The organism is Pseudomonas gorinensis (assembly GCF_042015035.1).
Taxonomy (GTDB): Bacteria; Pseudomonadota; Gammaproteobacteria; order Pseudomonadales; family Pseudomonadaceae; genus Aquipseudomonas; species Aquipseudomonas gorinensis.
This window is the reverse complement of the sequence record NZ_CP167125.1, coordinates 2,076,242-2,101,051: the sequence shown is the minus strand read 5'-3', so window position 1 is coordinate 2,101,051 and position 24,810 is coordinate 2,076,242. Positions and strand designations below refer to the sequence as shown.

Here is a 24,810-nt window from a genome sequence, read left to right as displayed (position 1 = left end):
CTGCCCTGCCGAGCGCGGTATAAAGCCCGTCGTGACCCGCTGCCAAGAGCTGCCCATGAAACTGCTGATCGTCGAAGACCAACCCAAGACCGGCCAATACCTGCGCCAAGGCCTGGCCGAGGCCGGTTTTACCACCGAGTTGGTGGCCGACGGCACCAGCGGCCAGCACCTGGCACTGACGGGCGACTACGACCTGTTGATCCTCGATGTGATGCTGCCCGGTCGCGATGGCTGGCAGATCCTGCAGGCGGTACGCAGCGCCGGCCTGGATATCCCGGTGCTGTTCCTCACCGCCCGCGACACGGTGGAAGACCGGGTACACGGCCTGGAACTGGGCGCTGACGACTACCTGGTCAAGCCGTTCGCCTTCTCCGAACTGCTGGCGCGGGTGCGCAGCCTGTTACGCCGTGGCAGCAGCGCCCCCCAGGACACCGCGCTGCAACTGGCCGACCTGCGCCTGGACCTGATCCGCCGCCGGGTTGAGCGAAGCGGCCAGCGCATCGACCTCACCGCCAAGGAATTCGCCCTGCTCGAGCTGCTGCTGCGCCGTCAGGGCGAAGTGCTGCCCAAGTCGCTGATCGCTTCCCAGGTGTGGGACATGAACTTCGACAGCGACACCAACATCATCGAAGTCGCGATCCGCCGCTTGCGCCTGAAAATCGACGACAACTTCCCCACCAAGCTGATCCACACCGTGCGCGGCATGGGTTATGTACTGGAAGAACGATGCAGTTGATCAAGCGCCTGTCCCTGGCCAGTCGGCTGGCCCTGCTGTTTGCCGCCTGCACCGCCGTGGTGTCGTTGATTGCCGGGGTGCTGTTCAACCAGGCCAGCGAAGCGCACTTCGTCGAGCTGGACCAGCAACTGCTCGACAGCAAGTTGGTCGCGCTGCGCAGCACCTTGCAGGGCGTCGACTCCGTGCAGTCATTCGTACAACGCGAAGCGCAACTGCGCGCCGAACTCAACCGCCAACCCGACCTCGCCTTGCGCATCAGTGCCGCCGGCCAGCGCTGGTTTGACGGCGCGCCGAACATTCCCCTGCCCGAGAAGCCTGGCCTGTACAGCCTGCAAAACGCCGGAACCGACTACCGTGTGTACAACGCGCCACTGAGCCCAGGCCAACCCGACTCACCGCAACTGAGCCTGATGCTCGACATCACCCACCACCAGCACTTCCTGCAACGCATGCAACATTTGATCTGGCTCACCGTCAGCCTCTCGGCCCTGGCCACCGCACTGCTCGGCGCCTGGGCCGCGCGCAGTGGCTTGCGCCCCTTGCGGCGCATGAGTGAAGTGGCCGCCGGCGTGTCGGCCCACTCCCTGACCCAACGCCTGCCCCAGCAGCAGATGCCGGTGGAACTGGCGGAACTGGCCCAAGCCTTCAACGCCATGCTCGGCCGCCTGGACGATGCATTCCAACGCCTCTCGGCCTTCTCCGCCGACATTGCCCATGAACTGCGCACGCCCCTGTCGAACCTGTTGACCCAGACCCAAGTCATCCTGACCCAGCCGCGCCCGCTGGAGGACTACCGCGAAGCGCTGCACAGTAATCTGGAAGAGCTGCAATGGATGGCGCAGCTGGTGAATGACATGCTGTACCTGGCCAAGGCTGATCATGGGTTGCTGACGCCCAAGCGCGAGCCGTTGAGGTTGGCGGACGAAGTGGATGCGCTGCTGGAGTTCTTCGTCTTGCTGGCGGAAGACGCGCAGGTCAGCCTGGTACGCGAGGGAACGGCCCACACCACCGGCGATCGCGGCATGCTGCGCCGGGCATTGTCGAATCTGTTGGATAACGCGCTGCGCTTTACGCCGGCGGGCGGCGAGGTGCGGGTGCATCTGGAGGAAGGCGCACAAGGCGTGACGCTGACAGTGGAGAACAGCGGCGAAGGCATACCGGCGGACGTATTACCGCGGTTGTTCGACCGGTTCTACCGAGCGGACCCGGCGCGGCATGAAGGCAGCAGCGAACATGCGGGGCTGGGGCTGGCGCTTACCCAGTCGATTGTGCGGGCGCATGGGGGGAGGATTTATTGTGAGTCTGAGGCGGGGTGGACAAGGTTTGTGATTGAGTTGCCCGCCGGAGATTGATGCACGCTGTACCGGCGCTATCGGGGGCAAGCCCCCTCCCACATTTTGATTTGTGAATACATTCAACCTGTGGGAGGGGGCTTGCCCCCGATAACGGTCTTGAATATTACGAATACCTCAGGGCATGCGCCGGCTCAATCTTAGCCGCCCGATACGCCGGGTAAATCGTCGCCAAAAAGCTCAACACAAACCCTGCCGAGCAAATCAACAACACATCCCCACCTTGCAGTTCCGAAGGCAGGTTACTGACGAAATACACGTCTGAACTGAAGATATGCTGCCCGGTTACCCGCTCCAGCCAGCCCACCAGCTCACTGACGTTCAGTGCCGCAATCACCCCCAGCACGCCACCGATCAAGGTACCCACGATCCCGATCACGGTACCCTGCACCATGAAGATCGCCATGATCTGCCCTGGCGTGGCGCCGATGGTGCGCAGGATCGCGATGTCCGCGCCCTTATCGTTCACCACCATGATCAGCGTGGCGATGATATTGAACGCGGCCACGGCGACGATCATCAGCAACAGCAGGCCGATCATGGTCTTTTCCATTTTCATCGCACTGAACAGGCTGCCCTGGGTGTGGGTCCAGTCGTCAGCCTTGTAGGCCGCGCCCAGGCTGCTGGCAATGTCCGCCGACACCTTGGGCGCTGCGTACAAGTCCTTCACCGCCAGGCGCACGCTCTGCACCTGGTTCGGCTGCCAATGCTGGATTTCCGCGGCGTCGGCCATATGGATCAAGGCCATGGAGCCATCCAGCTCGGCGCCGACCTTGAAGATGCCGACCACATTCAAACGCTGCATGCGCGGCGTGATGCCACCCGGCGCGCTGCTGATTTCCGGAACGATCAGGGTCAGCTTGTCACCCACGTTCAGGCGAAAACGCCGCGCGGTGATCTCCCCCACCACCACGCCAAACTCGCCGGGCTTCAGGTCTTCCAGTTTGCCCTTGACGATATGCTGGGCCACGATCGACACCTTGCCTTCCTGGGCCGGGTCGACGCCACTGATCTCGATCGGCTGCATCGCCCCCTTGTAGGAAAACATACCATCCATCTGTGTGAACGGTACGGCGGCAGTCACTTCGGGATTCTTCATCGCGGCGGCGGCCACCGGCTGCCAATCGTCGATCGGGTTCACGCCGACGATAGTCGCGTGGGGCACCATGCCGAGGATGCGCGAGCTCATTTCACGCTGGAAGCCATTCATCACCGACAACACCACGATCATCGCCAGCACGCCCAAGGCGAGGCCGATCATCGAGGTCATCGAGATAAACGAAACAAAACGGTTGCGGCGCTTGGCGCGGGTATAGCGCGTGCCGATGAAAATCGATAACGGTCTGAACATTCGCTTGCACCGCCTGAAAAAATGAAAAAGCCCGGCGCCCGGCGCCAGGCTTGAAACAGGTCAGATGGCGACCAGATGACCTTCCTGCAGGTGCAATACGCGGTCCATCTGCCGGGCCATGCTCATGTCATGGGTCACCACCAGGAACGCGGTGCGCATCTGGGTGCTCAGCTCCAGCATCAAGTCCTTGATGCCCTGGGCGGTGTGGGAGTCGAGGTTGCCGGTGGGCTCGTCGAGCATCACCAGGCCTGGGTTGTTCACCAGGGCACGGGCAATCGCCACACGCTGACGCTCGCCACCGGACAATTCGGCCGGTTTGTGCTCCAGGCGGTGGCCGAGGCCGACACGCTCCAACAGGGCCTTGGCCCGCTGGCGTGCTTCCGGGATCGCGGTCTTGCCGATCAACAACGGCATGCACACGTTTTCCAGGGCGGTGAACTCCGGCAGCAGGTGGTGGAACTGGTACACAAAGCCCAGGGAGCGGTTGCGCAGTTGGCCACGGGCCTTTTCATTCAAGGCAGACAACTCTTCGCCAGCCAGCCATACGCTGCCCTGGGACGGCGTATCGAGGCCGCCCAACAGGTTAAGCAAGGTACTTTTGCCGGAACCGGAACTGCCGACGATTGCCACGCGCTCGCCGGGGTGCAGTTCAAGTTGCAGGTTGGACAGCACCACAACCGATTCCGGGCCTTCCTCGTAGGATTTGCCCAGGTTGCGGCAGCTCAGGATTGCTTTTTCACTCATGCCCGATTCACTCATAACGTAAGGCCTGTGCTGGCTGGGTACGTGCCGCGCGCCAGGCTGGATATAGGGTGGCAAGGAAACTCAGGACCAACGCGGCGCCGCCGACCATCAGCACGTCCGGGGCCTGAACCTGGGACGGCAAGTAGTCGATGAAGTAGACGTCAGCGTTGAGAAACTTGTGGCCGATCAGGGTTTCCAGGCCGGCGATGGCGGCGCTGACATTCAGCGCGGCCAAGATCCCGACGACGGTACCGATCAAGGTGCCGACCACGCCGATCACCGTGCCCTGCACCATGAAGATCGCCATGATCTGCCCCGGCGTGGCGCCCAGCGTCCGCAAGATAGCGATATCGCCCTTCTTGTCGTTCACCACCATCACCAGGGTGGAGATGATGTTGAAGGCCGCAACGGCGACGATCAGCAGCAGCAGCAGGCCGATCATGGCTTTTTCCATGCGGATGGCCTGGTACAGGTTGCCGTGGGTACGGGTCCAGTCGCGGGCGTAGTACTGGCTTTCGCCCAGGTGCTGGGCGATTTCCCAGGCGCCGCGCGGTGCGTCGAACAGGTCGTTGAACTTCAGGCGCAGGCCCTGCACCTGGTCTGGCTGCCAACGTTGCAGGCGAGCCAGGTCGGTGAGGTTGGTCAGGCCGAGATAACCGTCAATCTCGCCGGCGCCGACGTGGAAGGTACCCACCACGGTAAAGCGCTTCATGCGCGGGAACATGCCGGCGGGAGTCACGGTGACTTCCGGGGCGACGAAGGTCAGCTTGTCGCCAATGCCCACGCCCAGCTTGGCCGCGGCCTTGTCACCGATCACGATGCCAAAGCTGCCGGGCGACAAGTCGTCCAGTTTGCCCTGCAACATGAACTTGTCGATGATCGAGACCTTGCGTTCCTGGACCGGATCGATGCCATTGAGCAGGATCTTCTGCACCTTGCCGTCGTTGGTCAGCAGCCCCTGCATCTGGGTGAACGGCGCAACCGCCAGCACCTCGGGGTTCTGCTTGACCTTGTCGGCCAGGCTTTGCCAGTCGCTGATCGGTTCACCCGACTCGATGGTGGCGTGGGGCACCATGCCCAGCACGCGGGTGCGCATCTCATGATCGAAGCCGTTCATCACCGACAGCACCACGATCATCACGACCACGCCGAGGGCGAGACCGATCATCGAGGTCAAGGAAATAAACGACACAAAATGATTGCGACGCTTTGCACGGGTATAACGCGTGCCGATAAATACGAAGAGAGGTCTGAACATGTCGGGGCTTGTTCGGAGGAAAAGAAGACGTCCCGGTGGCGGGGTCTGGTAAGCAGCTTTACACTCAGACCATTACCGTTACCTGGGGTTCGCCATGTCGACATTAGATGAAGAAGAGCGCCGCGAATACTACCGTATCGACGACATGATCGCACTTCAAATCAAAAGCCTGTCTGCCCCGGAAGCGGCGAGCAAGGAAGTGTTGCTGGATGCTTCCCCACTATTCAATCTGCTCAGTGAACTGCACCTGAGCGAATTCGAAGCCCAGCACCTGTTACGTCAGCTCAGTGATAAAGATCGTACCCTCGCGGCCTTCCTCAAAGTCCAGAACAAACGCCTGGACCTGCTTAGCCAAATCATGGCGCAAAGCTTGCGCGATGAAGTCGGTGCCCCACAGCCGGTGATCATTTCCGAAGGCGGGATCGACTTCCAGCACCCCACGCCCCTCGCCATCGGCGCTCACCTGGCAGTCAAGCTGGTGCTGATGCCCCAGGCACTCGGCCTGCTGCTGCGCGCGCGCGTTACCCATTGCGACCCCAAGGGCGACGGTTTTGACGTGGGCACGGAATTCGAATCCATGACCGATGCCCAACGCCAATTGCTGGCGCGCTATATCCTGCAGAAACAGGCACAGGAACGCCGCCTGGCGCGGGAACAAAGCGACGCCAAAGACACCTGAATTCGTATGACCCTGCCAGAAAACCTGGCGTAAAGGAGCAACTGTGACCCTGATCTACGGCCACCGCGGAGCCAAAGGCGAAGCACCGGAAAATACCCTGACCAGCTTCCAGCAGTGCCTCAAGCACGGTGTACGCCGCTGCGAACTGGATTTGCACCTGTCCATGGACGGTGAGCTGATGGTCATCCACGACCCAACCCTCAAGCGCACCACCGATCGGCGTGGCAAAGTCGTCGAGTATTCGGCGGCAGACCTTACGAAGATGGACGCGCGCAAAGGCGGCCCCGGCTGGGTCAACCCGTGCCCGATCCCGCGCCTGGAGGAGCTATTTGAAAAGTGCGACTTCGATCACTGGCAACTGGAAGTCAAAAGTGCCTCGCGCACCCGCGCCGCGACCACCGTGCTGGCGATTCGAGAAATGGCCGTGCGTTTCGGCATCATGGACAAGGTCACCGTGACCTCAAGCTCGCGGGAAGTATTAAAAGCGGCGGTTGAACTCACCCCAGACCTGTCACGCGGGCTGGTGGCGGAGTACGCCTGGCTCGATCCTTTGAAGGTCGCGCAAAACTACGGCTGTGAGTTTCTGGCATTGAACTGGACGTTGTGCACCCCCGAACGCCTGGAAAAAGCCCAGCGCCAGGGTTTGCACGTGTCCGTGTGGACAGTCAACGAACCTGCGCTGATGCGCAGGCTCGCCGACTTCGGCGTAGATAGCCTGATTACAGACTTTCCCGGTTTGGCCACTGCCACCCTCGAGAATTACTGAAATCGGTCTCCCCGGCCGGCTCAGGCCACCGGCCGGAGCCGCTCAAAAAAGCCGGTTGAGGCCATCGTAGGCCGCTACCCGATAGGCTTCGGCCATGGTCGGGTAGTTGAAGGTGGTGTTGACGAAATACTTGAGGGTATTTTGCTCGCCCGGCTGGTTCATGATGGCCTGGCCGATGTGCACGATCTCCGAAGCCTGGTAGCCGAAGCAATGCACGCCGAGGACTTCCAGGGTCTCGCGGTGAAACAGGATCTTCAGCATGCCTTGCGGCTCACCGGCGATCTGCGCACGCGCCATGCTCTTGAAGAACGCCTTGCCCACTTCGTAAGGCACCTTGGCTTTGGTCAGTTCGTGTTCGTTCTTGCCGATCGAGCTGATCTCCGGAATCGTGTAGATCCCGGTCGGTACGTCGTTCACATAGCGCCAGCTGCCGTTGTCGACGATGCTGCCAGCGGCCGAACGGCCCTGGTCATGGGCGGCACTGGCCAGGCTCGGCCAGCCGATCACGTCACCGGCGCCATAGATGTTGGTCACACAGGTGCGGTAGTTTTCGTCCACCTCGATCTGGCCACGGCTGTTGACCTTGACCCCGATGTTTTCCATGCCCAGCTTGTCGGTGTTGCCGGTACGGCCGTTGCACCACAGCAAGGCGTCGGCCTTGATCTTCTTGCCGGACTTGAGGTGCAGGATCACCCCGTTGTCCAGGCCTTCGACCCGATCGTACTCTTCGTTGTGGCGCACAGTGATGTTGTTGTTGCTGAAGTGGTAGCTCAACGCCTGGGAGATTTCCGAGTCGAGGAAGCTCAGCAACTGGTCGCGGTTGTCGACCAGCTCGACCAGCACACCCAGGCCGCTGAAGATCGAGGCGTATTCACAGCCAATGACGCCGGCGCCATAGATGATCAGTTTGCGTGGGGTGTGGCCCAGGCTGAGGATGGTGTCGCTATCGTAGATACGTGGGTGGTGGAAATCGATATCCGCCGGGCGATACGGGCGCGAGCCGGTGGCAATGATGATGTGCTTGGCCACCAGTTTCTCGACCACGCCATTGGCGCAGACCACTTCGACGGTTTGCTCGTCGGCGAAGCTGCCGGTACCGAAGAACAGGTCGACGCGGTTACGGGCGTAGTAGCCGGTACGCGAGGCGACTTGCTTGGAGATGACTTTTTCAGCGCTTTTCAACACATCCGGGAACGAGAACCAGCGCGGCTCGCCAATGGCCCGGAACATCGGGTTGGTGTTGAACTGCATGATCTGGCGAACGGAGTGACGCAATGCCTTGGACGGGATGGTACCCAGGTGGGTGCAGTTACCGCCGACCTGGCGACGGCTATCGACCATCGCCACCTTGCGCCCTGCCTTCGCAGCGTTCATCGCCGCACCTTCTCCAGCCGGGCCGGAACCCAGTACCACCACGTCGTAGTTGTAGACAGCCATGCGTACTCCTCAGAACAGGCCAGGCGTACGGTTGGACGCCTGGCTAAATCATGCCGCGGCCAGCGGTCATGAAGGACAATTTGGCTCAAGTGTGTGAACCGGGGCACAGTCTATATAAGGCTCAACGCCGCGCACATTAACCCTTGGTCGCGTCGTAGGCCAGTTTTGCCTTTACTACACAGCACTCGTTACGGTTTCACCGCCGTCAACTGCTCGAATGCGTTGTTACTGCGTGTGACGAAACCATCCCCCTCGCGCATCACAAAAAATGCCGCCACCTGGTGCTGCTCGGCGTATTCCCAGCCTTGCTGCGGCCCGAGGATCAGCAGCAGCGTGGACAGCCCGTCGGCCATCAGCGCCGATGGGTGCAACACGGTCACCGACGCCAGTTGATGAGTGATCGGTGCGCCGGTGCGCGCATCGAGGGTGTGGGAATAACGCCGACCATCCTGCTGGAAATAATTACGATAGTCACCCGATGTGGACACACCGAAGCCGTCAACGTTGATGATTTTTTCCGCGACCTGCAGGTCATCCCGCGGCTCTTCAAGCGCAATGCGCCACGCCGAACCATCAGGTTTTCGCCCGGCCGCCTTGAGTTCGCCGGTGGCCTCGGCCAGGTAGCTGCGGATGCCCAGGGCAGCCAGGCGCTCGGCAATGCGGTCCACCGCGTAGCCGGCGGCGATACTGTTGAAGTCAATTTCGACGGCGGCGTCCTTGCACAACTGCTGGCCATCGATACGCAGGTGTTGGTAGCCGACCTGCTCGCGGGCCTGGGCCAGGGTCGCGGCGTCGGGGACTTTGACCTGGCGAGCCTGGGGGCCGAAGCCCCACAGGTTGATCAGCGGCTCGACGGTCAGGTCAAAGGCACCGTCACTGGCCTGGGACAATTGCTCGCCCGTGCGCACCAGCTGCAGGATCGATGCGGGCATGGGCTGGCAACTGTGGGCCGGCAATTGATTGAAACGCTCGATATCGGAGTCACTGCGGTAGGTCGACATCTGCCGGTCGACGGTTTGCAGGATGCTTTCCACCTCACGCTGGACCGCCTCCGGCCCCGGGGTAGCGGATGTCCTGACGTACTGGATTGAATACGTACTGCCCATGGTCGGGCCGCCAAAGTGCTCCAGCGTGTCGCCGCCACACCCTGCCAGCAGCACACATCCCCAAAAAATCGCCAGTTGCCTCAGGTTGTCCATAAAGCGCTTCGTCGTCCAAAATTGAATTAACCTGCAGGCAGTCACCCCTTCAGGACGGGCCATTATGCGGCATGTATTGATCTGTTTATTGTTGATGCTCACAGTCCCGGCCCAGGCCAATGAGGCAGATCGTCTCACCCTGGCAAACTTCCCCGCGCACTCCCCGACGCTGGTGCTGAAAAACCAGACGGTGCTGACGTATCTCTGGGCGGATGTCTACGCGGCCGCGCTGTATGCCCCGGCCAATGCAAGCGCCAAGCAGGCCTGGGACCAGCAACAGGACCTGCGCCTGGCGCTGTACTACTTCCGCGATATCGACCGCAACGATGTAATCAAGGCCGCCACGACCACCCTGACGCGCCAGCAGCCCCCAGACGCCCTCGCCCGCCTGAAGCCTGAGGTGGACAAGCTGCACGGCACCTTCCGCGATATCCGCAACGGTGACCGTTACGCGCTGGAGCTGCATCGAGGGCGTGGCTTGAGCCTGGAGATCAACGGCCAGGTGGTGTTCAGCAGTCGCAATGACGAGTTGGCCAAGGCTTACCTGGGCATATGGCTCGCACCAAACGGCCTGTCCGACAGTGTGCGCAACACCCTTCTCAATTGAACCCACACTGATCTCTTTCCAGCGCGACGCCTGCGGCAATTAGCCCGCTTGCCAACGGTTTCTGTTGCCTGTAGGGGCCGATACACATATTGTTACAAAACTGCTCAATATTACAGCCAGGACGAGTAGCGACCCAGGACTACCCATAAGAAAGCCAGATGAGTGAATGACCATGGCCACGACCACGGGCAAAGGCAAAGCGATCTTTCGCGTTGTCAGCGGTAACTTCCTTGAAATGTTCGACTTCATGGTCTACGGCTTCTACGCCACGGCCATCGCCAAGACCTTCTTCCCCACCGACAGCGCCTTCGCCTCGCTGATGCTGTCCCTGGCCACCTTCGGCGCCGGCTTCCTGATGCGCCCGTTGGGCGCCATCTTCCTCGGCGCCTACATCGACCGCCACGGCCGCAAGAAAGGCCTGGTGATCACCCTGGCGCTGATGGCCGCCGGTACCATCCTGATTGCCTGCGTCCCCGGGTATGCCACCCTGGGCGTCGCCGCACCCTTGGTGGTGTTGCTGGGCCGACTGCTGCAAGGTTTCTCGGCGGGTGTCGAGCTCGGCGGCGTGTCGGTGTACCTGGCGGAAATCGCCACGCCCGGCCGCAAGGGCTTTTTCGTCAGCTGGCAGTCCGCGAGCCAACAAGCGGCGGTGGTCTTCGCCGGCCTGTTGGGCGTCGGCCTGAACCACTGGCTCAGCCCGGAACAAATGGGTGACTGGGGCTGGCGCGTACCGTTCCTGATCGGCTGCCTGATTGTGCCGGTGATCTTTGTGATCCGCCGCTCGCTGGAAGAAACCCCTGAATTCCAGGCGCGTAAACACCGCCCCACCCTGCAGGAAATTGTGCGCTCGATTGGTCAGAACTTCGGCATCGTCATCGCAGGCATGGCGCTGGTGGTAATGACCACCGTGTCGTTTTACCTGATCACCGCCTACACCCCGACCTTCGGCAAGGCCGAACTGCACCTGTCAGACTTCGATGCATTGCTGGTGACGGTGTGCGTGGGCATCTCCAACTTTATCTGGCTGCCGGTGATGGGCGCGGTGTCCGACAAGATCGGGCGCAAACCGCTGCTGCTGGCGGCGACCATCCTGGCCATCCTCACGGCTTATCCAGCGCTGTCGTGGCTGGTGGCCAACCCGAGCTTCAGCCATCTGCTGATTGTGCTGCTGTGGTTGTCGTTCCTGTATGGCTCGTACAACGGCGCCATGGTGGTGGCGCTGACCGAGATCATGCCGATCGAGGTGCGCACCACCGGATTCTCCCTGGCCTACAGCCTGGCAACGGCCACCTTTGGTGGGTTTACGCCGGCAGCCTGCACTTACTTGATCCACGTGCTGGATAACAAGGCGGCGCCGGGGATCTGGCTGAGTGGCGCGGCAGTGCTGGGGTTGATTGCGACCCTGGTGCTGTTCAAGGGCAATCGGCATGAACTGCGCACGGCGCAGGCTTCGGTGGCTGGCGGCGCCTGATCAAGAGGCCCGACCGGCTACCACAGAACCTGCAGACATGAAAAAGCCCCGAACCAGTCGGGGCTTTTTCATATTCTGCTGATGCTTAGCGCGGGAATGCCGGCGGGTTGACCCCAGCCATGTCTTCCATCACGCGAACCACCTGGCAGCTGTAGCCGAACTCGTTGTCGTACCACACGTACAGCACAACGCGGTTGTCCTGGCTGATGGTCGCTTCGGCGTCGACTACACCCGCGTGACGCGAGCCAACGAAGTCGGTCGATACCACTTCCTGCGAATTAACAAAGTCGATTTGCTTATGCAGATCGGAGTGCAGCGCCATGTAGCGCAGGTACTCGTTCATTTCTTCACGGGTAGCGGCCTTCTCAAGGTTCAGGTTGAGAATGGCCATCGACACGTTCGGCGTCGGCACACGGATCGCGTTACCGGTCAGCTTGCCAGCCAGCTCAGGCAGGGCCTTGGCAGCGGCGGTGGCAGCACCGGTCTCGGTGATCACCATGTTCAACGCGGCGCTACGGCCACGGCGATCGCCCTTGTGGAAGTTGTCGATCAGGTTCTGGTCGTTGGTGTACGAGTGAACGGTTTCGACGTGGCCGTTAACGATGCCGAACTTGTCATTCACTGCTTTCAGCACCGGCACGATGGCGTTGGTGGTGCAGGAAGCGGCGGACACGATCTTGTCGTCAGCGGTGATTTCAGTGTGGTTGATGCCGTGAACGATGTTCTTGAGCTTGCCTTTGCCAGGCGCGGTCAACACGACACGGGCGATACCCGGGCAGGTCAGGTGCTGGCCCAGGCCCTCGGCATCACGCCAAACACCGGTGTTGTCCACCAGCAGGGCGTCCTTGATGCCGTACTGGGTGTAGTCCACCTCAGTCGGGTTCTTCGCGTAGATCACCTGGATCAGGTTGCCGTTGGCGGTGATGGTGTTGTTTTCTTCGTCGATGACGATGGTGCCGTTGAACGGGCCGTGTACCGAATCGCGACGCAGCAGGCTGGCGCGCTTGGTCAGGTCGTTCTCGGCGCCTTTGCGCACCACGATGGCCCGCAGGCGCAGACCGTCGCCGCCACCGGTTTTTTCGATCAGGATGCGCGCCAGCAGGCGGCCGATACGACCGAAGCCGTACAGCACCACGTCGGTGCCTTTGCGGGCCGAGGCGTTTTGCTGGCCAACCACGTCGGCCAATTCTTCGCGGACGAACTGCTCGGCGGTACGGCCATTGCCTTCGTTGCGGAATTTATAGGCCAGCTTGCCCAGGTCCACCGAAGCCGCGCCGAGCTTGAGCTCGCTCATGGCCTTGAGCAGGGGGAATGTTTCGTGGACGGAGAGTTCGCTGTCGTCGGCAGAACGATGGCGAGCAAAGCGATGCGCCTTGAGAATCGCGATGACTGACTGGTTGATCAGGCTGCGGCCATAGATCGAGCTCACCACATTGTTATTGCGGTACAGCTGACCGATAAGCGGGATCATCGCTTCTGCGAGTGCTTCACGGTCGATCCATTCACCAAGACACTGGTCGGGCTTCTGAGTCACGGGAACCTTCCACATGTAGGGGCTGAAAAAAGGGGCTACATTATGCCGCCCGACCGCCCCCGGAGCAATGCGCCTCCTACAACAAAAAGCCCCACCCTGAAAAAGCCACCCCGCTGCAGCCCAGTAAATACGCGGGTTTCAGAAGGCCACTAGTGGAGCGAGTCAGGCGACTTGTCCGTAACCCTCCGAAAACCACGTACATTTTGGCACTACATATTGAGTCAAAACCCGGCATTGTTTGTCTTAGCCACCACATTTCCTACAAACCGTAATAGGCACAGTCAGCAACTGACAGGCGGCACCTTGGGCCGTTACAATTACCGACTTTGTCGCAACGCTTGGAGCTCAACCTTCCGTGCCCGTTCTGCGTCTACCGCTACTCCCTGCCGCGGCAGGTAAACAGCACTGGGGCAACCTGCCCGGTGCCGCCCTGAGCCTGGCCATTGCCGAGGCTGCCAGCGCAGCCAAGCGCTTTACCCTGCTGCTCACCGCCGACAGCCAAAGCGCCGAACGGTTGGAGCAGGAGCTGAGCTTCTTCGCCCCCGATTTGCCGGTGCTGCATTTTCCTGACTGGGAAACCCTGCCCTACGATCTGTTCTCGCCGCACCAGGACATCATCTCCCAGCGCATCGCCAGCCTGTACCGCCTGCCGGAACTGGCCCACGGCGTGCTGGTGGTGCCGATCACCACCGCCCTGCACCGCCTGGCGCCGACCAAGTTCCTGCTGGGCAGCAGCCTGGTGCTGGATATCGGCCAGAAGCTCGATGTGGAACAGATGCGCACGCGCCTGGAAGCCAGCGGCTACCGTTGCGTCGACACGGTGTACGAACACGGTGAGTTCGCGGTACGCGGTGCGCTGATCGACCTGTTCCCGATGGGCAGCAAGTTGCCGTACCGCATCGACCTGTTCGATGACGAAATCGAGACCCTGCGCACCTTCGACCCGGAGAACCAGCGCTCCATTGATAAAGTCGAGTCGATCAAGCTGCTGCCGGCACGGGAATTCCCGCTGCAAAAGGACGCGGTGACCCGCTTCAAGGCGCGCTTTCGTGAGCGCTTCGACGTCGACTTCCGTCGCTGCCCGATCTTCCAGGACCTGAGCAGCGGGATTACCCCGGCCGGTATCGAGTACTACCTGCCGCTGTTCTTCGACGAAACCTCCACCCTCTTCGATTACCTGCCTCAGGACACTCAGGTGTTCTCGCTGCCTGGCATCGAGCAAGCGGCGGAAAACTTCTGGAACGATGTGCGCAACCGCTATGAAGAACGCCGCGTCGATCCATCCCGTCCTTTATTACCGCCCGCCGAGCTGTTCCTGCCGGTGGAAGACTGCTTCGCCCGCCTGAAAAACTGGCCGCGCGTGGTCGCCAGCCAACAGGACGTGGAGCCCGGCGTCGGCCGTGAGCGCTTCCCCGCGCACGTGCTGCCGGACCTGGCGATCCAGGCCAAGGCCAACCAGCCCCTGGAAGCACTGTCCAACTTCCTTGGCGACTTCTCTGGCCGCGTGCTGTTTACCGCCGAATCCGCCGGCCGTCGCGAAGTCCTGCTTGAACTGCTCGAACGCCTGAAGCTGCGTCCGAAAACCGTCGACAGCTGGCCGGACTTCGTCGCCAGCAAGGACCGCCTGGCGATCACTATCGCGCCACTGGATGAAGGTTTGCTGCTGGACGATCCGGCCCTGGCGCTGATCGCGGAAAGCCCCCTGTTCGGCCAGCGCGTGATGCAACGTCGCCGTCGCGAAAAACGCGCCGACGCCAACAACGACGCGGTAATCAAGAACCTCACCGAGCTGCGCGAAGGCGCGCCGGTGGTGCATATCGACCACGGTGTCGGTCGCTACCTGGGCCTGCAGACCCTGGAAATCGACAACCAGGCCGCCGAATTCCTCACCATGGAGTACGCCGAAGGCGCCAAGCTCTATGTACCGGTGGCCAACCTGCACCTGATCGCGCGCTACACCGGCAGCGACGACGCTCTGGCGCCATTGCACCGCCTGGGCTCCGAAACCTGGCAGAAAGCCAAGCGCAAGGCCGCCGAACAGGTGCGCGACGTCGCCGCCGAGTTGCTCGACATCTATGCGCGGCGTGCGGCGCGCGAAGGCTACGCGTTCGCCGACCCGAAAGCCGACTACGCCACCTTCAGCGCCGGCTTCGCTTTTGAAGAAACCCCAGACCAGCAAACCACCATCGAAGCTGTGCGCGCCGACATGCTCGCGCCCAAGCCGATGGACCGCCTGGTGTGCGGCGACGTGGGCTTTGGCAAGACCGAAGTGGCCATGCGCGCAGCCTTCATCGCGGTGCACGGCGGCAAACAAGTGGCGATCCTGGTACCCACCACCCTGCTCGCCCAGCAGCACTACAACAGCTTCCGCGACCGCTTTGCCGACTGGCCGGTGACCGTGGAAGTGATGAGCCGCTTCAAGTCGGCCAAGGAAGTGAATGCCGCCGTCGCCGACCTGGCGGAAGGCAAGATCGACATCGTGATCGGTACGCACAAGCTGTTGTCGGACGATGTGAAGATCAAGAACCTGGGCCTGGTGATCATCGACGAAGAACACCGCTTCGGGGTGCGCCAGAAAGAACAGCTCAAGGCCCTGCGCAGCGAGGTGGACATTCTCACCCTCACCGCCACACCGATTCCGCGCACGCTGAACATGGCGGTGTCGGGCATGCGCGACCTGTCGATCATCGCCACGCCGCCGGCACGCCGACTGTCGGTGCGCACCTTCGTGATGGAGCAGAACAAAAGCACGGTCAAGGAAGCCCTCCTGCGCGAATTGCTGCGCGGCGGCCAGGTGTACTACCTGCACAACGACGTGAAGACCATCGAGAAATGCGCGGCCGAACTCGCCGAACTGGTGCCGGAAGCACGCATTGCCATCGGCCATGGGCAGATGCGCGAACGCGATCTCGAACAGGTGATGAGCGACTTTTATCACAAGCGCTTCAACGTGCTGATCGCCTCGACCATCATCGAGACCGGCATCGACGTGCCGAGCGCCAACACCATCATCATCGAACGCGCGGACAAGTTCGGCCTGGCACAACTTCATCAGTTGCGCGGCCGGGTCGGGCGCAGTCACCACCAGGCGTATGCCTACCTGCTGACACCACCGCGCCAACAAATTACCGGCGACGCCGAAAAGCGCCTGGAAGCCATCGCCAACACCCAGGACCTCGGTGCCGGTTTTGTGCTGGCCACCAACGACCTGGAAATCCGCGGCGCCGGCGAACTGCTCGGCGATGGCCAGAGCGGGCAGATCCAGGCCGTGGGTTTCACCCTCTATATGGAGATGCTCGAACGCGCGGTGAAAGCCATCCGCAAGGGCGAGCAACCGAACCTCGACCAACCCCTGGGCGGTGGCCCGGAGATCAACCTGCGCCTGCCGGCGTTGATTCCCGAGGACTACCTGCCGGACGTGCATGCGCGGTTGATCCTGTACAAGCGCATCGCCTCGGCCACCGACGAAGAAGGCCTCAAGGACCTGCAGGTGGAAATGATCGACCGCTTCGGCCTGTTGCCCGAGCCGACCAAGAACCTGGTGCGCCTGACCTTGCTCAAATTGCAGGCCGAGCAACTGGGGATCAAGAAGGTCGACGCGGGGCCGCAAGGCGGGCGCATCGAGTTCGAAGCGCAGACGCCGGTGGACCCGTTGGTACTGATCAAGTTGATCCAGGGCCAGCCCAACCGCTACAAGTTCGAAGGGGCTACGCTGTTCAAGTTCATGGTGCCGATGGAGCGCGCCGAAGAACGCTTCAATACCCTGGAGGCGCTGTTCGAGCGCCTCATCCCGAAATCTGTTTGAAGGACGCCCCAATGCGCGTGTTCCGCATTCTGAGCCTGTTGTTAGTGGTACTTGCACCCTCGGCATTTGCCGACAGCCTGTACCAAGTTGAAATGATCCTGATACGCCAGAACGCGGAGCCAGAGATGAGCAACCGCGCCGCACCGGAAGATTGGGATGCCGGCGCGGTGCGCCTGGGCGACAGAATGAGCCCGCCGCGCCTGGCCAACATCGCCGACAAACTGCGCGCCGACGCCAACTACACCGTGCTCGCCCATAAAGCCTGGGAACAGAACCTGGGTGAGCAGCCGGTAAAAATCGCGATCGCCGAGGGGGCGGAACAGTTTGGCCAATTCCCCATCGAAGGGGTATTGAGCCTGCAACTGGGGCGCTTTACCGATATCGATGCCGACTTCTGGGTCAACCAGTTCGACAGCAACGGCAGCGTGATCGCCAGCGAACACCTGAGCCAGAAGGACGTGCGCACCAAGAACAACCAGCTCAACTACCTGGACGGCGGCCGCCTGGCGCTGCTGATCAAGATCACCTCGTTGACCGTCAAACAACCCAGCGCACCACCGCCCGATATTCAGGACTGATCCAGCGCCATGCCCCTGACGTCGTCGCTGACCAAACCCCTGGCCCCTTCGTGGGCCAATCGCTTCAAAGAGCAAAGCCTGGAGCGTGGGCGGCGCTACGCCCTGGAGAACCGCGTACGTATAGTCGAATCCGGTGACAGCACGATCATCGCCAGTTGCGAAGGCTCGGGCAGCAACGTCTATCGGCAGACCATTTCACTGCGCGAGTCCGCCAAGGGCATGCTGATCCTGGTGGACAGCCGCTGCACCTGCCCGGTCCATACCAACTGCAAACATATCGCGGCGGTGTTGCTCAAGGTCCAGGAAACCCTGGCCTACCCCGCCGCCGCCCAGGATGCCGAACTGCTGGGAAAACTCCAGGCGGTGCTGGATAACCGCGTGGTACTGCCGCAGGTGGTGATGGAGGACGTGCTGCCAGTGCCACGGCTGTGGCTGGCCAGCGTCGAATTCAGCGCGTTCGAGCCGCGCAACGGCAAGATGCAGCGCTATATCCAGCACCGTGCGGCACTGTCGTTCAACTATCTGGGCAACTATGTCAGCGGGCAAAAGAACGCCGACATCATCGTGCGCCAGGAAACCCAAAGCCTGCGTATCAAGCGTCATCCCGAGCTGGAACAGCCCTATCGCGAACAACTGCGCCTGCTCGGTTTCAAGATCGCCACGCGCCAGAGCAAGGCCCTGCCGGAAAGCGCCGGCGAACTGTTCGAGATGGTCAATGACAGCGCTTGGCTGAACTTCACGCTCAACTCGTCGCCGACGCTGCGCGCCGAAGGCTGGGAGTTGCAGATCGACGAGGACTTCGGCTTCGACCTCAGCCCGGTGGACGACTGGTACGCCACCGTCGATGAAGCGCCGGAACGTGACTGGTTCGACCTGGAACTGGGGATCATCGTCAATGGCGAGCGGCTGAGCCTGCTGCCGATCCTGCTCAACCTGATGCGCTCGCACACCGAGCTTCTCAACCCGGAGAAACTCGCACGGCGCCGCGACGAAGAGTTGATCCTGGTGAATATCCCCGGCCTGCCCAATGGCGGCCATGGCCCGCTGCAAGTGGCATTGCCCTATGGCCGCTTGAAACCCGTGCTGGCCACCTTGGGCGAGTTCTACCTGCAGGACCCCGGCACCACCACCCTGCGCCTGGCCAAGGCCGATGCGATTCGCCTGAACCCGCTGGAAGACCTGCCCCTGCAATGGGAAGGCGGCGAAAAAATCCGCAACTTCGCCCAGCGTCTGCGGGATATCAAGGACTTCACCTGTGTCGCGCCCGAAGGCTTGAACGCGACGTTGCGCCCCTATCAGCTGGAAGGCTTGAGCTGGATGCAGTCACTGCGCCAACTGGACGTCGGCGGGATTCTTGCCGATGACATGGGCCTGGGCAAAACCCTGCAAACCCTGGCGCATATTCTCAGCGAGAAAATCGCCGGGCGCCTGGACCGGCCTTGCATGGTGGTGATGCCCACCAGCCTGATACCCAATTGGCTCGATGAAGCCGCACACTTCACCCCGCAACTCAAGGTGCTGGCGCTGTACGGTGCCGCGCGCAAAAAGCACTTCGCCACATTGCAGGACTATGACCTGCTGCTGACCACCTATGCGCTGTTGCCCAAGGACATCGAACACCTCGCCACCCAGCCCCTGCATGTGCTGATCCTCGATGAAGCCCAGTACATCAAGAACCCTTCGAGCAAGGCGGCCCAGGCAGCACGTCAGCTCAATGCACGGCAGCGCCTGTGCCTGAGCGGCACGCCGTTGGAAAACCACCTGGGTGAGTTGTGGTCGCTGTTCCACTTCCTGCTGCCGGGCTGGCTGGGTGACGTTAAAAGCTTCAACCGCGATTACCGCGCGCCCATCGAAAAGCGCGGCAGCGATGTGCGACTGCAACACCTCAACGGCCGGATCAAACCCTTCCTGTTGCGCCGCACCAAGGAGCAGGTGGCGACGGAGTTGCCGCCCAAGACCGAGATCATCCACTGGGTCGACCTCAACGAAGCCCAGCGCGACGTGTACGAAACCATGCGCCTGGCCATGGATAAAAAGGTCCGCGACGAAATTACCCGCAAGGGTGTGGCACGCAGCCAGATCATCATTCTCGAAGCCCTGCTCAAGTTACGCCAAGTGTGCTGCGACCTGCGACTGATCAACGACGCCAGCCTGCCCGCCCGTGGCAGCAGTTCGGGCAAGCTCGATAGCTTGATGGAGATGCTCGAAGAGTTGTTTGCCGAGGGGCGCCGGATCCTGCTGTTTTCCCAGTTCACCTCGATGCTGGGCCTGATCGAAGCCGAACTGAAAAAGCGCGGTGTCGCCTATGCACTGCTCACCGGCCAGACCCGTGATCGGCGCACTCCGGTGAAGGACTTCCAGAGCGGCAAGCTGCAGATTTTCCTGATCAGCCTGAAAGCCGGTGGTGTGGGCCTGAACCTGACAGAAGCGGACACGGTGATTCACTACGACCCGTGGTGGAACCCCGCCACGGAAAACCAGGCCACCGACCGGGCGTATCGCATCGGTCAGGAAAAGCCGGTGTTTGTGTACAAGATGATTGCCCGCGGCACGGTGGAAGAGAAAATTCAGCATCTGCAGAAGGAAAAGTCCGACCTGGCGGCGGGCGTGCTGGACGGTCGGACGACCGGGGATTGGCAGTTGGGCAATGACGACATCGAGGCGCTCTTTGCACCGCTGCCTAATAAGCAAGAGAAGCGCTGACGGCAAGAGCGCCATCGCGAGCACGCCCGCGATGGACGCGACACTTAATCGATCAACTGCGCATCCCGCAGCGCACCGAGCGCCACCAGCCAACGCGGGTCCTGCTTATACTCCGTCGAAGCCATCGCCTGCCCGCGCATCCGTGCAATCCGCGGCGATGGCGTGACTTTCATCCGCTGGGCCGCACTCAGCGCCAGTTCAGCCGCCGCACGATCGTTACACACCAGGCCCATATCGCAGCCCGCCGTCAGCGCGGCCTCGATACGGCTGGCAGCGTCTCCCACCACATGGGCGCCGGCCATAGACAAGTCATCGCTGAAAATCACCCCGTCAAACTGCAACTCACCGCGCAGGATGTCCTGCAACCAGCGACGCGAGAAGCCGGCGGGCTGCGCGTCAACCTGCGGGTAGATAACATGGGCGGGCATCACGGCCGCCAATTGCTGGCTCAGGCGCGCGAAGGGCACCAGATCACGGCTGCGAATCTGCTCCAGGCTGCGCTCGTCAGTAGGAATGGCGACATGGGAATCGGCTTCAGCCCAGCCGTGACCGGGGAAGTGCTTGCCGGTGGCGGCCATGCCGGCGCTGTTCATACCGCGGATAAAGGCACCGGCAAGCACCGCGGCACGCGCTGGGTCACCCTCGAAGGCGCGCGTGCCGACCACGGCACTGCGCTGGTAGTCCAGGTCCAGCACAGGGGCGAAGCTGAGATCAAGACCGACAGCCAGCACTTCAGTGGCCATGATCCAGCCACATTGTTCGGCCAGGTACTCGGCGTTGGGGTTATCCGCCAGGGCACGCATGGCCGGCAGGCGCACGAAGCCTTGGCGCAGGCGCTGCACGCGCCCCCCTTCCTGGTCGACCGCCAGCAGCAGGTCCGGGCGCACGGCACGGATCGCCGCGCTCAGCTCTCGCACCTGGCGTGGATGCTCGATATTGCGCGCGAAAATGATCAACCCGCCCACCTCCGGCTGGCGCAGCAGGTGGCGATCCTCGGCCGTCAGCCAGGTGCCGGCTACGTCGACCATCAAAGAACCTTGCAGGGCAGCAGTCATAAACCTTCCTTAAATAACGCACACAACCCGCTACCCTCACGCGGCGCGATCAACGCGGCGGGAGTAACGGGTTGTGTGTAAATAGCTGAATTCGGCATGGGCGGCTAGCTTAGCGGATGCTAGCGGCCACGCACACCCAGGGCGGTCAAACCTTGGCGGGGATGGGAATGGATTTGCTGCGCGGGCGCAATTGAGCGGCGACCATGGCAGGATCGGTGACACCGCTTTCGGCGCGCATGCCCGCGGCGAGAAAAGGCACCATCAGGCGCATCACCTGCTCGATCGAGGTGTTCACGCCAAAGTCGGTCTCGGCAATCGCACGCAATGCCTTGATCCCGGACATGCTGAACGCCGCCGCACCGAGCATGAAATGTACGCGCCAGAACAGCTCGATCGGCGGGATGCGCGGTGCGGCCTCGTTGACCAGCAACATATAGCGACGAAACACCTTGCCGTACATGTCTTCAAGGTAGCGGCGCAGGTGGCCCTGGCTCTGACTGAACGCCAGGCCCAACAGGCGCATGAAGATCGACAAGTCGTTGCCACTGCGTGGTTGAACCACCAAGGCTTGTTCGACGAGGATTTCCAGCAGGTCTTCCAGGCTTGGCTTAGGATCGGCCTTGGCCTGGCGTCGTTCGAGCTCACGGTCCAGGCTGGCGCAGAACGGCCCGAGGAAACGCGAGAACACCGCCTGGATCAGGGCCTTTTTCGAGCCGAAATGGTAGTTCACTGCGGCGAGGTTGACCCCGGCCTTGCTGGTGATCAGCCGCAATGAAGTTTCAGCAAATCCTTTTTCCGCGAACAACTGCTCGGCAGCATCGAGAATGCGTTCAACGGTTTCCGACTGGGCCATGGCTACTCCGCCTGACAAACACTTGTTTGAAACATACGTTTCAAGTTGTGTCTTGTCAAGCCTGCAGGTTCGCTTTCCGGCCGGGCAGTCATCTGTTTCGGCGCTATTTAATCACATCCTTCCAGGTCTGTAGGCAGCGCTACCTATGCCTTGTAGGACGGCTGACGAATGACCGTCCGGCGCCATGGCAGAAAAGGATGATTGCCAAGCGCAGTTCACTGTATATAATCCCAGTCACTGTATAAAAAGACAGAGCGATCAACATGCTAAAACTGACGCCACGCCAAGCTGAGATTCTGGCTTTTATCAAGCGCTGCCTCGATGACAACGGCTACCCGCCGACGCGAGCGGAGATTGCGCTGGAACTGGGATTCAAATCCCCCAACGCCGCCGAAGAGCATCTCAAGGCCCTTGCTCGCAAGGGCGCGATCGAGATGACCCCAGGCGCTTCGCGCGGCATTCGCATCCCTGGCTTCGAAGCCAAGGCCGACGAATCGACACTGCCGATCATCGGTCGCGTCGCCGCCGGTGCGCCGATCCTGGCGCAGCAGCACGTCGAGGAATCCTGCAACATCAACCCGACCTTCTTCCATCCTCGCGCCGACTACCTGTTGCGGGTCCATGGCATGAGCATGAAGGACGTGGGCATTTTCGACGGTGACCTGCTGGCCGTCCATACCACCCGCGAAGCGCGTAACGGCCAGATCGTGGTGGCCCGCATCGGCGATGAAGTCACCGTCAAACGCTTCAAGCGCGAAGGCAGCAAGGTCTGGCTGTTAGCCGAGAACCCTGAGTTCGCCCCGATTGAAGTGAACCTGAAAGACCAGGACCTGGTGATCGAAGGCCTGAGCGTCGGCGTCATTCGCCGCTAAAGGAGGCATCATGCAGCTCGTGCACACCCCACAACACACACAACTGTCGCTGTTCGAGGCCTTCATGGCCCAACCCCTTGCGCCCCTCCTCAAGGAAACGGTCGAGGCGCCCTGGAGCGCCGAGCCTGAGGCGTTCAGTGAATTGTCGTTGCGCGGTGCTGCCGGGAGCTGCCTGAGCCTGCTGGCGCCAATCCTGCGCGAACTGAGCGAGGAACAGGACGCGCGCTGGCTGACACTGATCGCCCCGCCTGCCAGCCTGACCCAGGCCTGGCTGCGGGACGCCGGCCTGAACCGCGAGCGCATCCTGCTGCTGCAACCGCGCGGCGCGCAAAGCGCCCAGCAGTTGACCTGCGAAGCCTTGCGCCTGGGTCGTAGCCATACAGTGGTGAGCTGGCTGAACCCATTGAATGCCAGCGCCAAGCAGCAGCTGATCAGTGCTGCGCGCACAGGTGATGCTCAGAGCTTGAATATTCGATTGGGATAATGCGATGAGCCTGCGGAGGGGCTCGTTGTGGCAGGCGGACTCGTTGTGGCAGGCGGGCTTGCTGTGGCAGGTGGGTTTGCTGTGGCGAGCGGGCTTGCTGTGGCGAGCGGGCTTGCCCCGCGTTGGGCTGCGAAGCGGCCCCAAAACCAGACACCGTGGAATACCTGATATACCGCATTGATCTATTTAGGACTGCTTCGCAGCCCAACGCGGGGCAAGCCCGCTCGCCACAGCAAACCCACCTGCCACAGCAAGTCCGCTCACCACGACAAACCCACCTGCCCTAGCAAGCCCGACCCTCACAGGACTCAGTGAAGAACCCGTGGGCCGTCTTCCTTCTCAGGTTCGCCTTCTGCCAAGCGGCCTGCCATCTGAACACCGACGCTCAACATGGCTTTTGCCACTTCCACGTGCTGGCCTTGCAGGAACACCTTGGCATCCTCGGAAAAATCCAGAATAACCAGAGAACCCTCGTCCTCCGCCCGGCGCAGCTCGATTCGGCCGTCAGGCAATTCAACAATTTCCAGAAAGGACGTTGGCATAAAAGTCTGTTCTCCACGAAAGGCCGGGATTATATCAGTCATCCGCCCGGCTTCGTTGAGGTTCTGAAGAGGTTTCTTTACGGCTTGATGAACGGTGTCATACGAATCCGACCAACGTTCAGCACTCGTTCAAACCTTCACGAAAGCGCAACGCCATCTTTTTCAGCTCCTGACGCCAGCCTTCCAACTCTTCACGACTCAGAGGCTTGGGCTCTTCCTCCTCCAACGCAACCGCCACGATCAAGGGCTGGGTCACATCGCCCTTGGGCACATGGGGAACACGGGGCGGCTGAAACATATCCGCATGGGCCTTGAGCAGACGCGCGACCCAGCTGTCGGGGCTCTGGGCCATTTCCACCAACTCGGCCAGTTCAGGGATCGCCATGCTTTCCAGCACTTCACGATTCATGATCATTTCCGCACGGGGCGAACCGGCCTGGGGCAAGCGGTAGAACCCCGCGATCTCATGACACAAGCCCAGTAACGCACCATACAAGTGGAACAACGCGGCTTCACGCCCAGCCTGAACCAGCGCAATCGCGTTCATCTCCTTGCCTTGCTCGGCACGGCCAAGGGCTTCCAGGGACAAACCCGCAAAGTAAATTTTCTGGTTGGTACGGGTATAGAGTTCGTTGGCCATAACGGCAATCTCCACAACGAATAAGCGTGATGCTGGCTATGTAGGAGCGAGCTTGCTCGCGAAAAACTTCAGAGCGCCGTTCGGCATCAGGTTTTTCGCGTAATCATCAACAACCTTCGCGAGTAAGGACCAAGCACCCTCCTC

General features: G+C 61.4%; 21 protein-coding genes. 11 read left to right on the top strand and 10 right to left on the bottom strand.

Annotation, left to right across the window (positions count from 1 at the left end):
• Positions 1 to 55 precede the first annotated feature (55 nt).
• On the top strand, positions 56 to 736 hold the full coding sequence (locus tag AB7933_RS09595; RefSeq protein ID WP_024074100.1) for a heavy metal response regulator transcription factor: 681 nt from the start codon (positions 56 to 58) through the stop codon (positions 734 to 736).
• Entirely contained in the window at positions 733 to 2,088 is a 1,356-nt protein-coding gene (locus tag AB7933_RS09590) for a heavy metal sensor histidine kinase (RefSeq protein ID WP_041161121.1), read from the top strand. Before AB7933_RS09595 ends, AB7933_RS09590 begins: the two co-directional genes overlap by 4 nt.
• Positions 2,089 to 2,194: 106 nt before the next feature.
• Here AB7933_RS09590 and AB7933_RS09585 read toward each other — a convergent pair whose 3' ends face one another.
• The 3 genes from AB7933_RS09585 to AB7933_RS09575 are packed head-to-tail and all read right to left on the bottom strand — an operon-like array spanning position 2,195 to position 5,441.
• Positions 2,195 to 3,439, bottom strand: a complete 1,245-nt coding sequence (locus tag AB7933_RS09585; RefSeq protein WP_024074098.1) for a lipoprotein-releasing ABC transporter permease subunit — start codon at positions 3,437 to 3,439, stop codon at positions 2,195 to 2,197.
• Between the two features lie 60 nt (positions 3,440 to 3,499).
• Positions 3,500 to 4,183 (bottom strand): lipoprotein-releasing ABC transporter ATP-binding protein LolD, encoded by a 684-nt coding sequence (gene lolD / locus AB7933_RS09580; protein WP_024074097.1) that lies wholly within the window; start codon positions 4,181 to 4,183, stop codon positions 3,500 to 3,502.
• A gap of 7 nt (positions 4,184 to 4,190) precedes the next feature.
• Complete coding sequence (locus AB7933_RS09575) at positions 4,191 to 5,441, bottom strand: lipoprotein-releasing ABC transporter permease subunit (protein ID WP_024074096.1); 1,251 nt, start codon at positions 5,439 to 5,441, stop codon at positions 4,191 to 4,193.
• A gap of 94 nt (positions 5,442 to 5,535) precedes the next feature.
• Here AB7933_RS09575 and AB7933_RS09570 point away from each other — a divergent pair, with 94 nt between their 5' ends.
• Together AB7933_RS09570 and AB7933_RS09565 are read left to right on the top strand one after the other, a co-directional pair.
• Complete coding sequence (locus AB7933_RS09570; protein WP_024074095.1) at positions 5,536 to 6,120, top strand: PilZ domain-containing protein; 585 nt, start codon at positions 5,536 to 5,538, stop codon at positions 6,118 to 6,120.
• A gap of 43 nt (positions 6,121 to 6,163) precedes the next feature.
• Positions 6,164 to 6,886 (top strand): glycerophosphodiester phosphodiesterase, encoded by a 723-nt coding sequence (locus AB7933_RS09565; RefSeq protein WP_024074094.1) that lies wholly within the window; start codon positions 6,164 to 6,166, stop codon positions 6,884 to 6,886.
• Between the two features lie 42 nt (positions 6,887 to 6,928).
• Here the strand turns inward: AB7933_RS09565 and sthA are convergent, their stop codons facing one another.
• Positions 6,929 to 8,323, bottom strand: coding sequence for a Si-specific NAD(P)(+) transhydrogenase (gene sthA / locus AB7933_RS09560; RefSeq protein ID WP_024074093.1), 1,395 nt, complete (start codon positions 8,321 to 8,323; stop codon positions 6,929 to 6,931).
• 188 nt (positions 8,324 to 8,511) lie between these two features.
• Positions 8,512 to 9,522, bottom strand: a complete 1,011-nt coding sequence (locus tag AB7933_RS09555; protein ID WP_024074092.1) for an FAD:protein FMN transferase — start codon at positions 9,520 to 9,522, stop codon at positions 8,512 to 8,514.
• A gap of 64 nt (positions 9,523 to 9,586) precedes the next feature.
• On the opposite strand from AB7933_RS09555, the gene AB7933_RS09550 reads away from it, so the two are divergent.
• Positions 9,587 to 10,129, top strand: a complete 543-nt coding sequence (locus AB7933_RS09550) for a chalcone isomerase family protein (RefSeq protein ID WP_024074091.1) — start codon at positions 9,587 to 9,589, stop codon at positions 10,127 to 10,129.
• A 172-nt stretch (positions 10,130 to 10,301) separates the two neighbouring features.
• Positions 10,302 to 11,600 carry an MFS transporter gene (locus tag AB7933_RS09545; RefSeq protein WP_041161119.1) on the top strand — a complete coding sequence of 433 codons (1,299 nt, stop codon included), beginning with the start codon at positions 10,302 to 10,304 and terminating at the stop codon, positions 11,598 to 11,600.
• An 85-nt stretch (positions 11,601 to 11,685) separates the two neighbouring features.
• Here the strand turns inward: AB7933_RS09545 and AB7933_RS09540 are convergent, their stop codons facing one another.
• Positions 11,686 to 13,149, bottom strand: coding sequence for a glyceraldehyde-3-phosphate dehydrogenase (locus tag AB7933_RS09540; protein WP_024074089.1), 1,464 nt, complete (start codon positions 13,147 to 13,149; stop codon positions 11,686 to 11,688).
• Positions 13,150 to 13,489: 340 nt separating this feature from the next.
• On the opposite strand from AB7933_RS09540, the gene mfd reads away from it, so the two are divergent.
• Genes mfd through AB7933_RS09525 form a run of 3 tightly spaced genes read left to right on the top strand, consistent with a single transcriptional unit; the run spans position 13,490 to position 20,220 of the window.
• Entirely contained in the window at positions 13,490 to 16,939 is a 3,450-nt protein-coding gene (gene mfd / locus AB7933_RS09535) for a transcription-repair coupling factor (protein WP_024074088.1), read from the top strand.
• Between the two features lie 11 nt (positions 16,940 to 16,950).
• Positions 16,951 to 17,517, top strand: coding sequence for a CsiV family protein (locus AB7933_RS09530; protein WP_024074087.1), 567 nt, complete (start codon positions 16,951 to 16,953; stop codon positions 17,515 to 17,517).
• A gap of 9 nt (positions 17,518 to 17,526) precedes the next feature.
• On the top strand, positions 17,527 to 20,220 hold the full coding sequence (locus AB7933_RS09525) for a DEAD/DEAH box helicase (RefSeq protein WP_024074086.1): 2,694 nt from the start codon (positions 17,527 to 17,529) through the stop codon (positions 20,218 to 20,220).
• Between the two features lie 44 nt (positions 20,221 to 20,264).
• Here the strand turns inward: AB7933_RS09525 and nagZ are convergent, their stop codons facing one another.
• Both nagZ and AB7933_RS09515 read right to left on the bottom strand, forming a co-directional pair.
• Positions 20,265 to 21,275 carry a beta-N-acetylhexosaminidase gene (gene nagZ, locus AB7933_RS09520; RefSeq protein WP_024074085.1) on the bottom strand — a complete coding sequence of 337 codons (1,011 nt, stop codon included), beginning with the start codon at positions 21,273 to 21,275 and terminating at the stop codon, positions 20,265 to 20,267.
• A gap of 145 nt (positions 21,276 to 21,420) precedes the next feature.
• The gene (locus AB7933_RS09515; protein ID WP_024074084.1) at positions 21,421 to 22,128 is read right to left on the bottom strand and encodes a TetR/AcrR family transcriptional regulator; all 708 of its coding nucleotides are present in this window, start codon (positions 22,126 to 22,128) and stop codon (positions 21,421 to 21,423) included.
• A 263-nt stretch (positions 22,129 to 22,391) separates the two neighbouring features.
• Here AB7933_RS09515 and lexA point away from each other — a divergent pair, with 263 nt between their 5' ends.
• Positions 22,392 to 23,000 (top strand): transcriptional repressor LexA, encoded by a 609-nt coding sequence (gene lexA, locus AB7933_RS09510; RefSeq protein WP_003172575.1) that lies wholly within the window; start codon positions 22,392 to 22,394, stop codon positions 22,998 to 23,000.
• Positions 23,001 to 23,010: 10 nt separating this feature from the next.
• Positions 23,011 to 23,484, top strand: coding sequence for an SOS-induced cell division inhibitor SulA (sulA, locus tag AB7933_RS09505; RefSeq protein WP_024074083.1), 474 nt, complete (start codon positions 23,011 to 23,013; stop codon positions 23,482 to 23,484).
• A gap of 308 nt (positions 23,485 to 23,792) precedes the next feature.
• Here sulA and AB7933_RS09500 read toward each other — a convergent pair whose 3' ends face one another.
• Positions 23,793 to 24,026 (bottom strand): hypothetical protein, encoded by a 234-nt coding sequence (locus tag AB7933_RS09500; protein WP_010212068.1) that lies wholly within the window; start codon positions 24,024 to 24,026, stop codon positions 23,793 to 23,795.
• A gap of 118 nt (positions 24,027 to 24,144) precedes the next feature.
• Positions 24,145 to 24,666: a DUF6586 family protein gene (locus AB7933_RS09495; RefSeq protein WP_024074082.1), complete on the bottom strand. Its 522-nt coding sequence runs from the start codon at positions 24,664 to 24,666 to the stop codon at positions 24,145 to 24,147.
• Positions 24,667 to 24,810 lie beyond the last annotated feature (144 nt).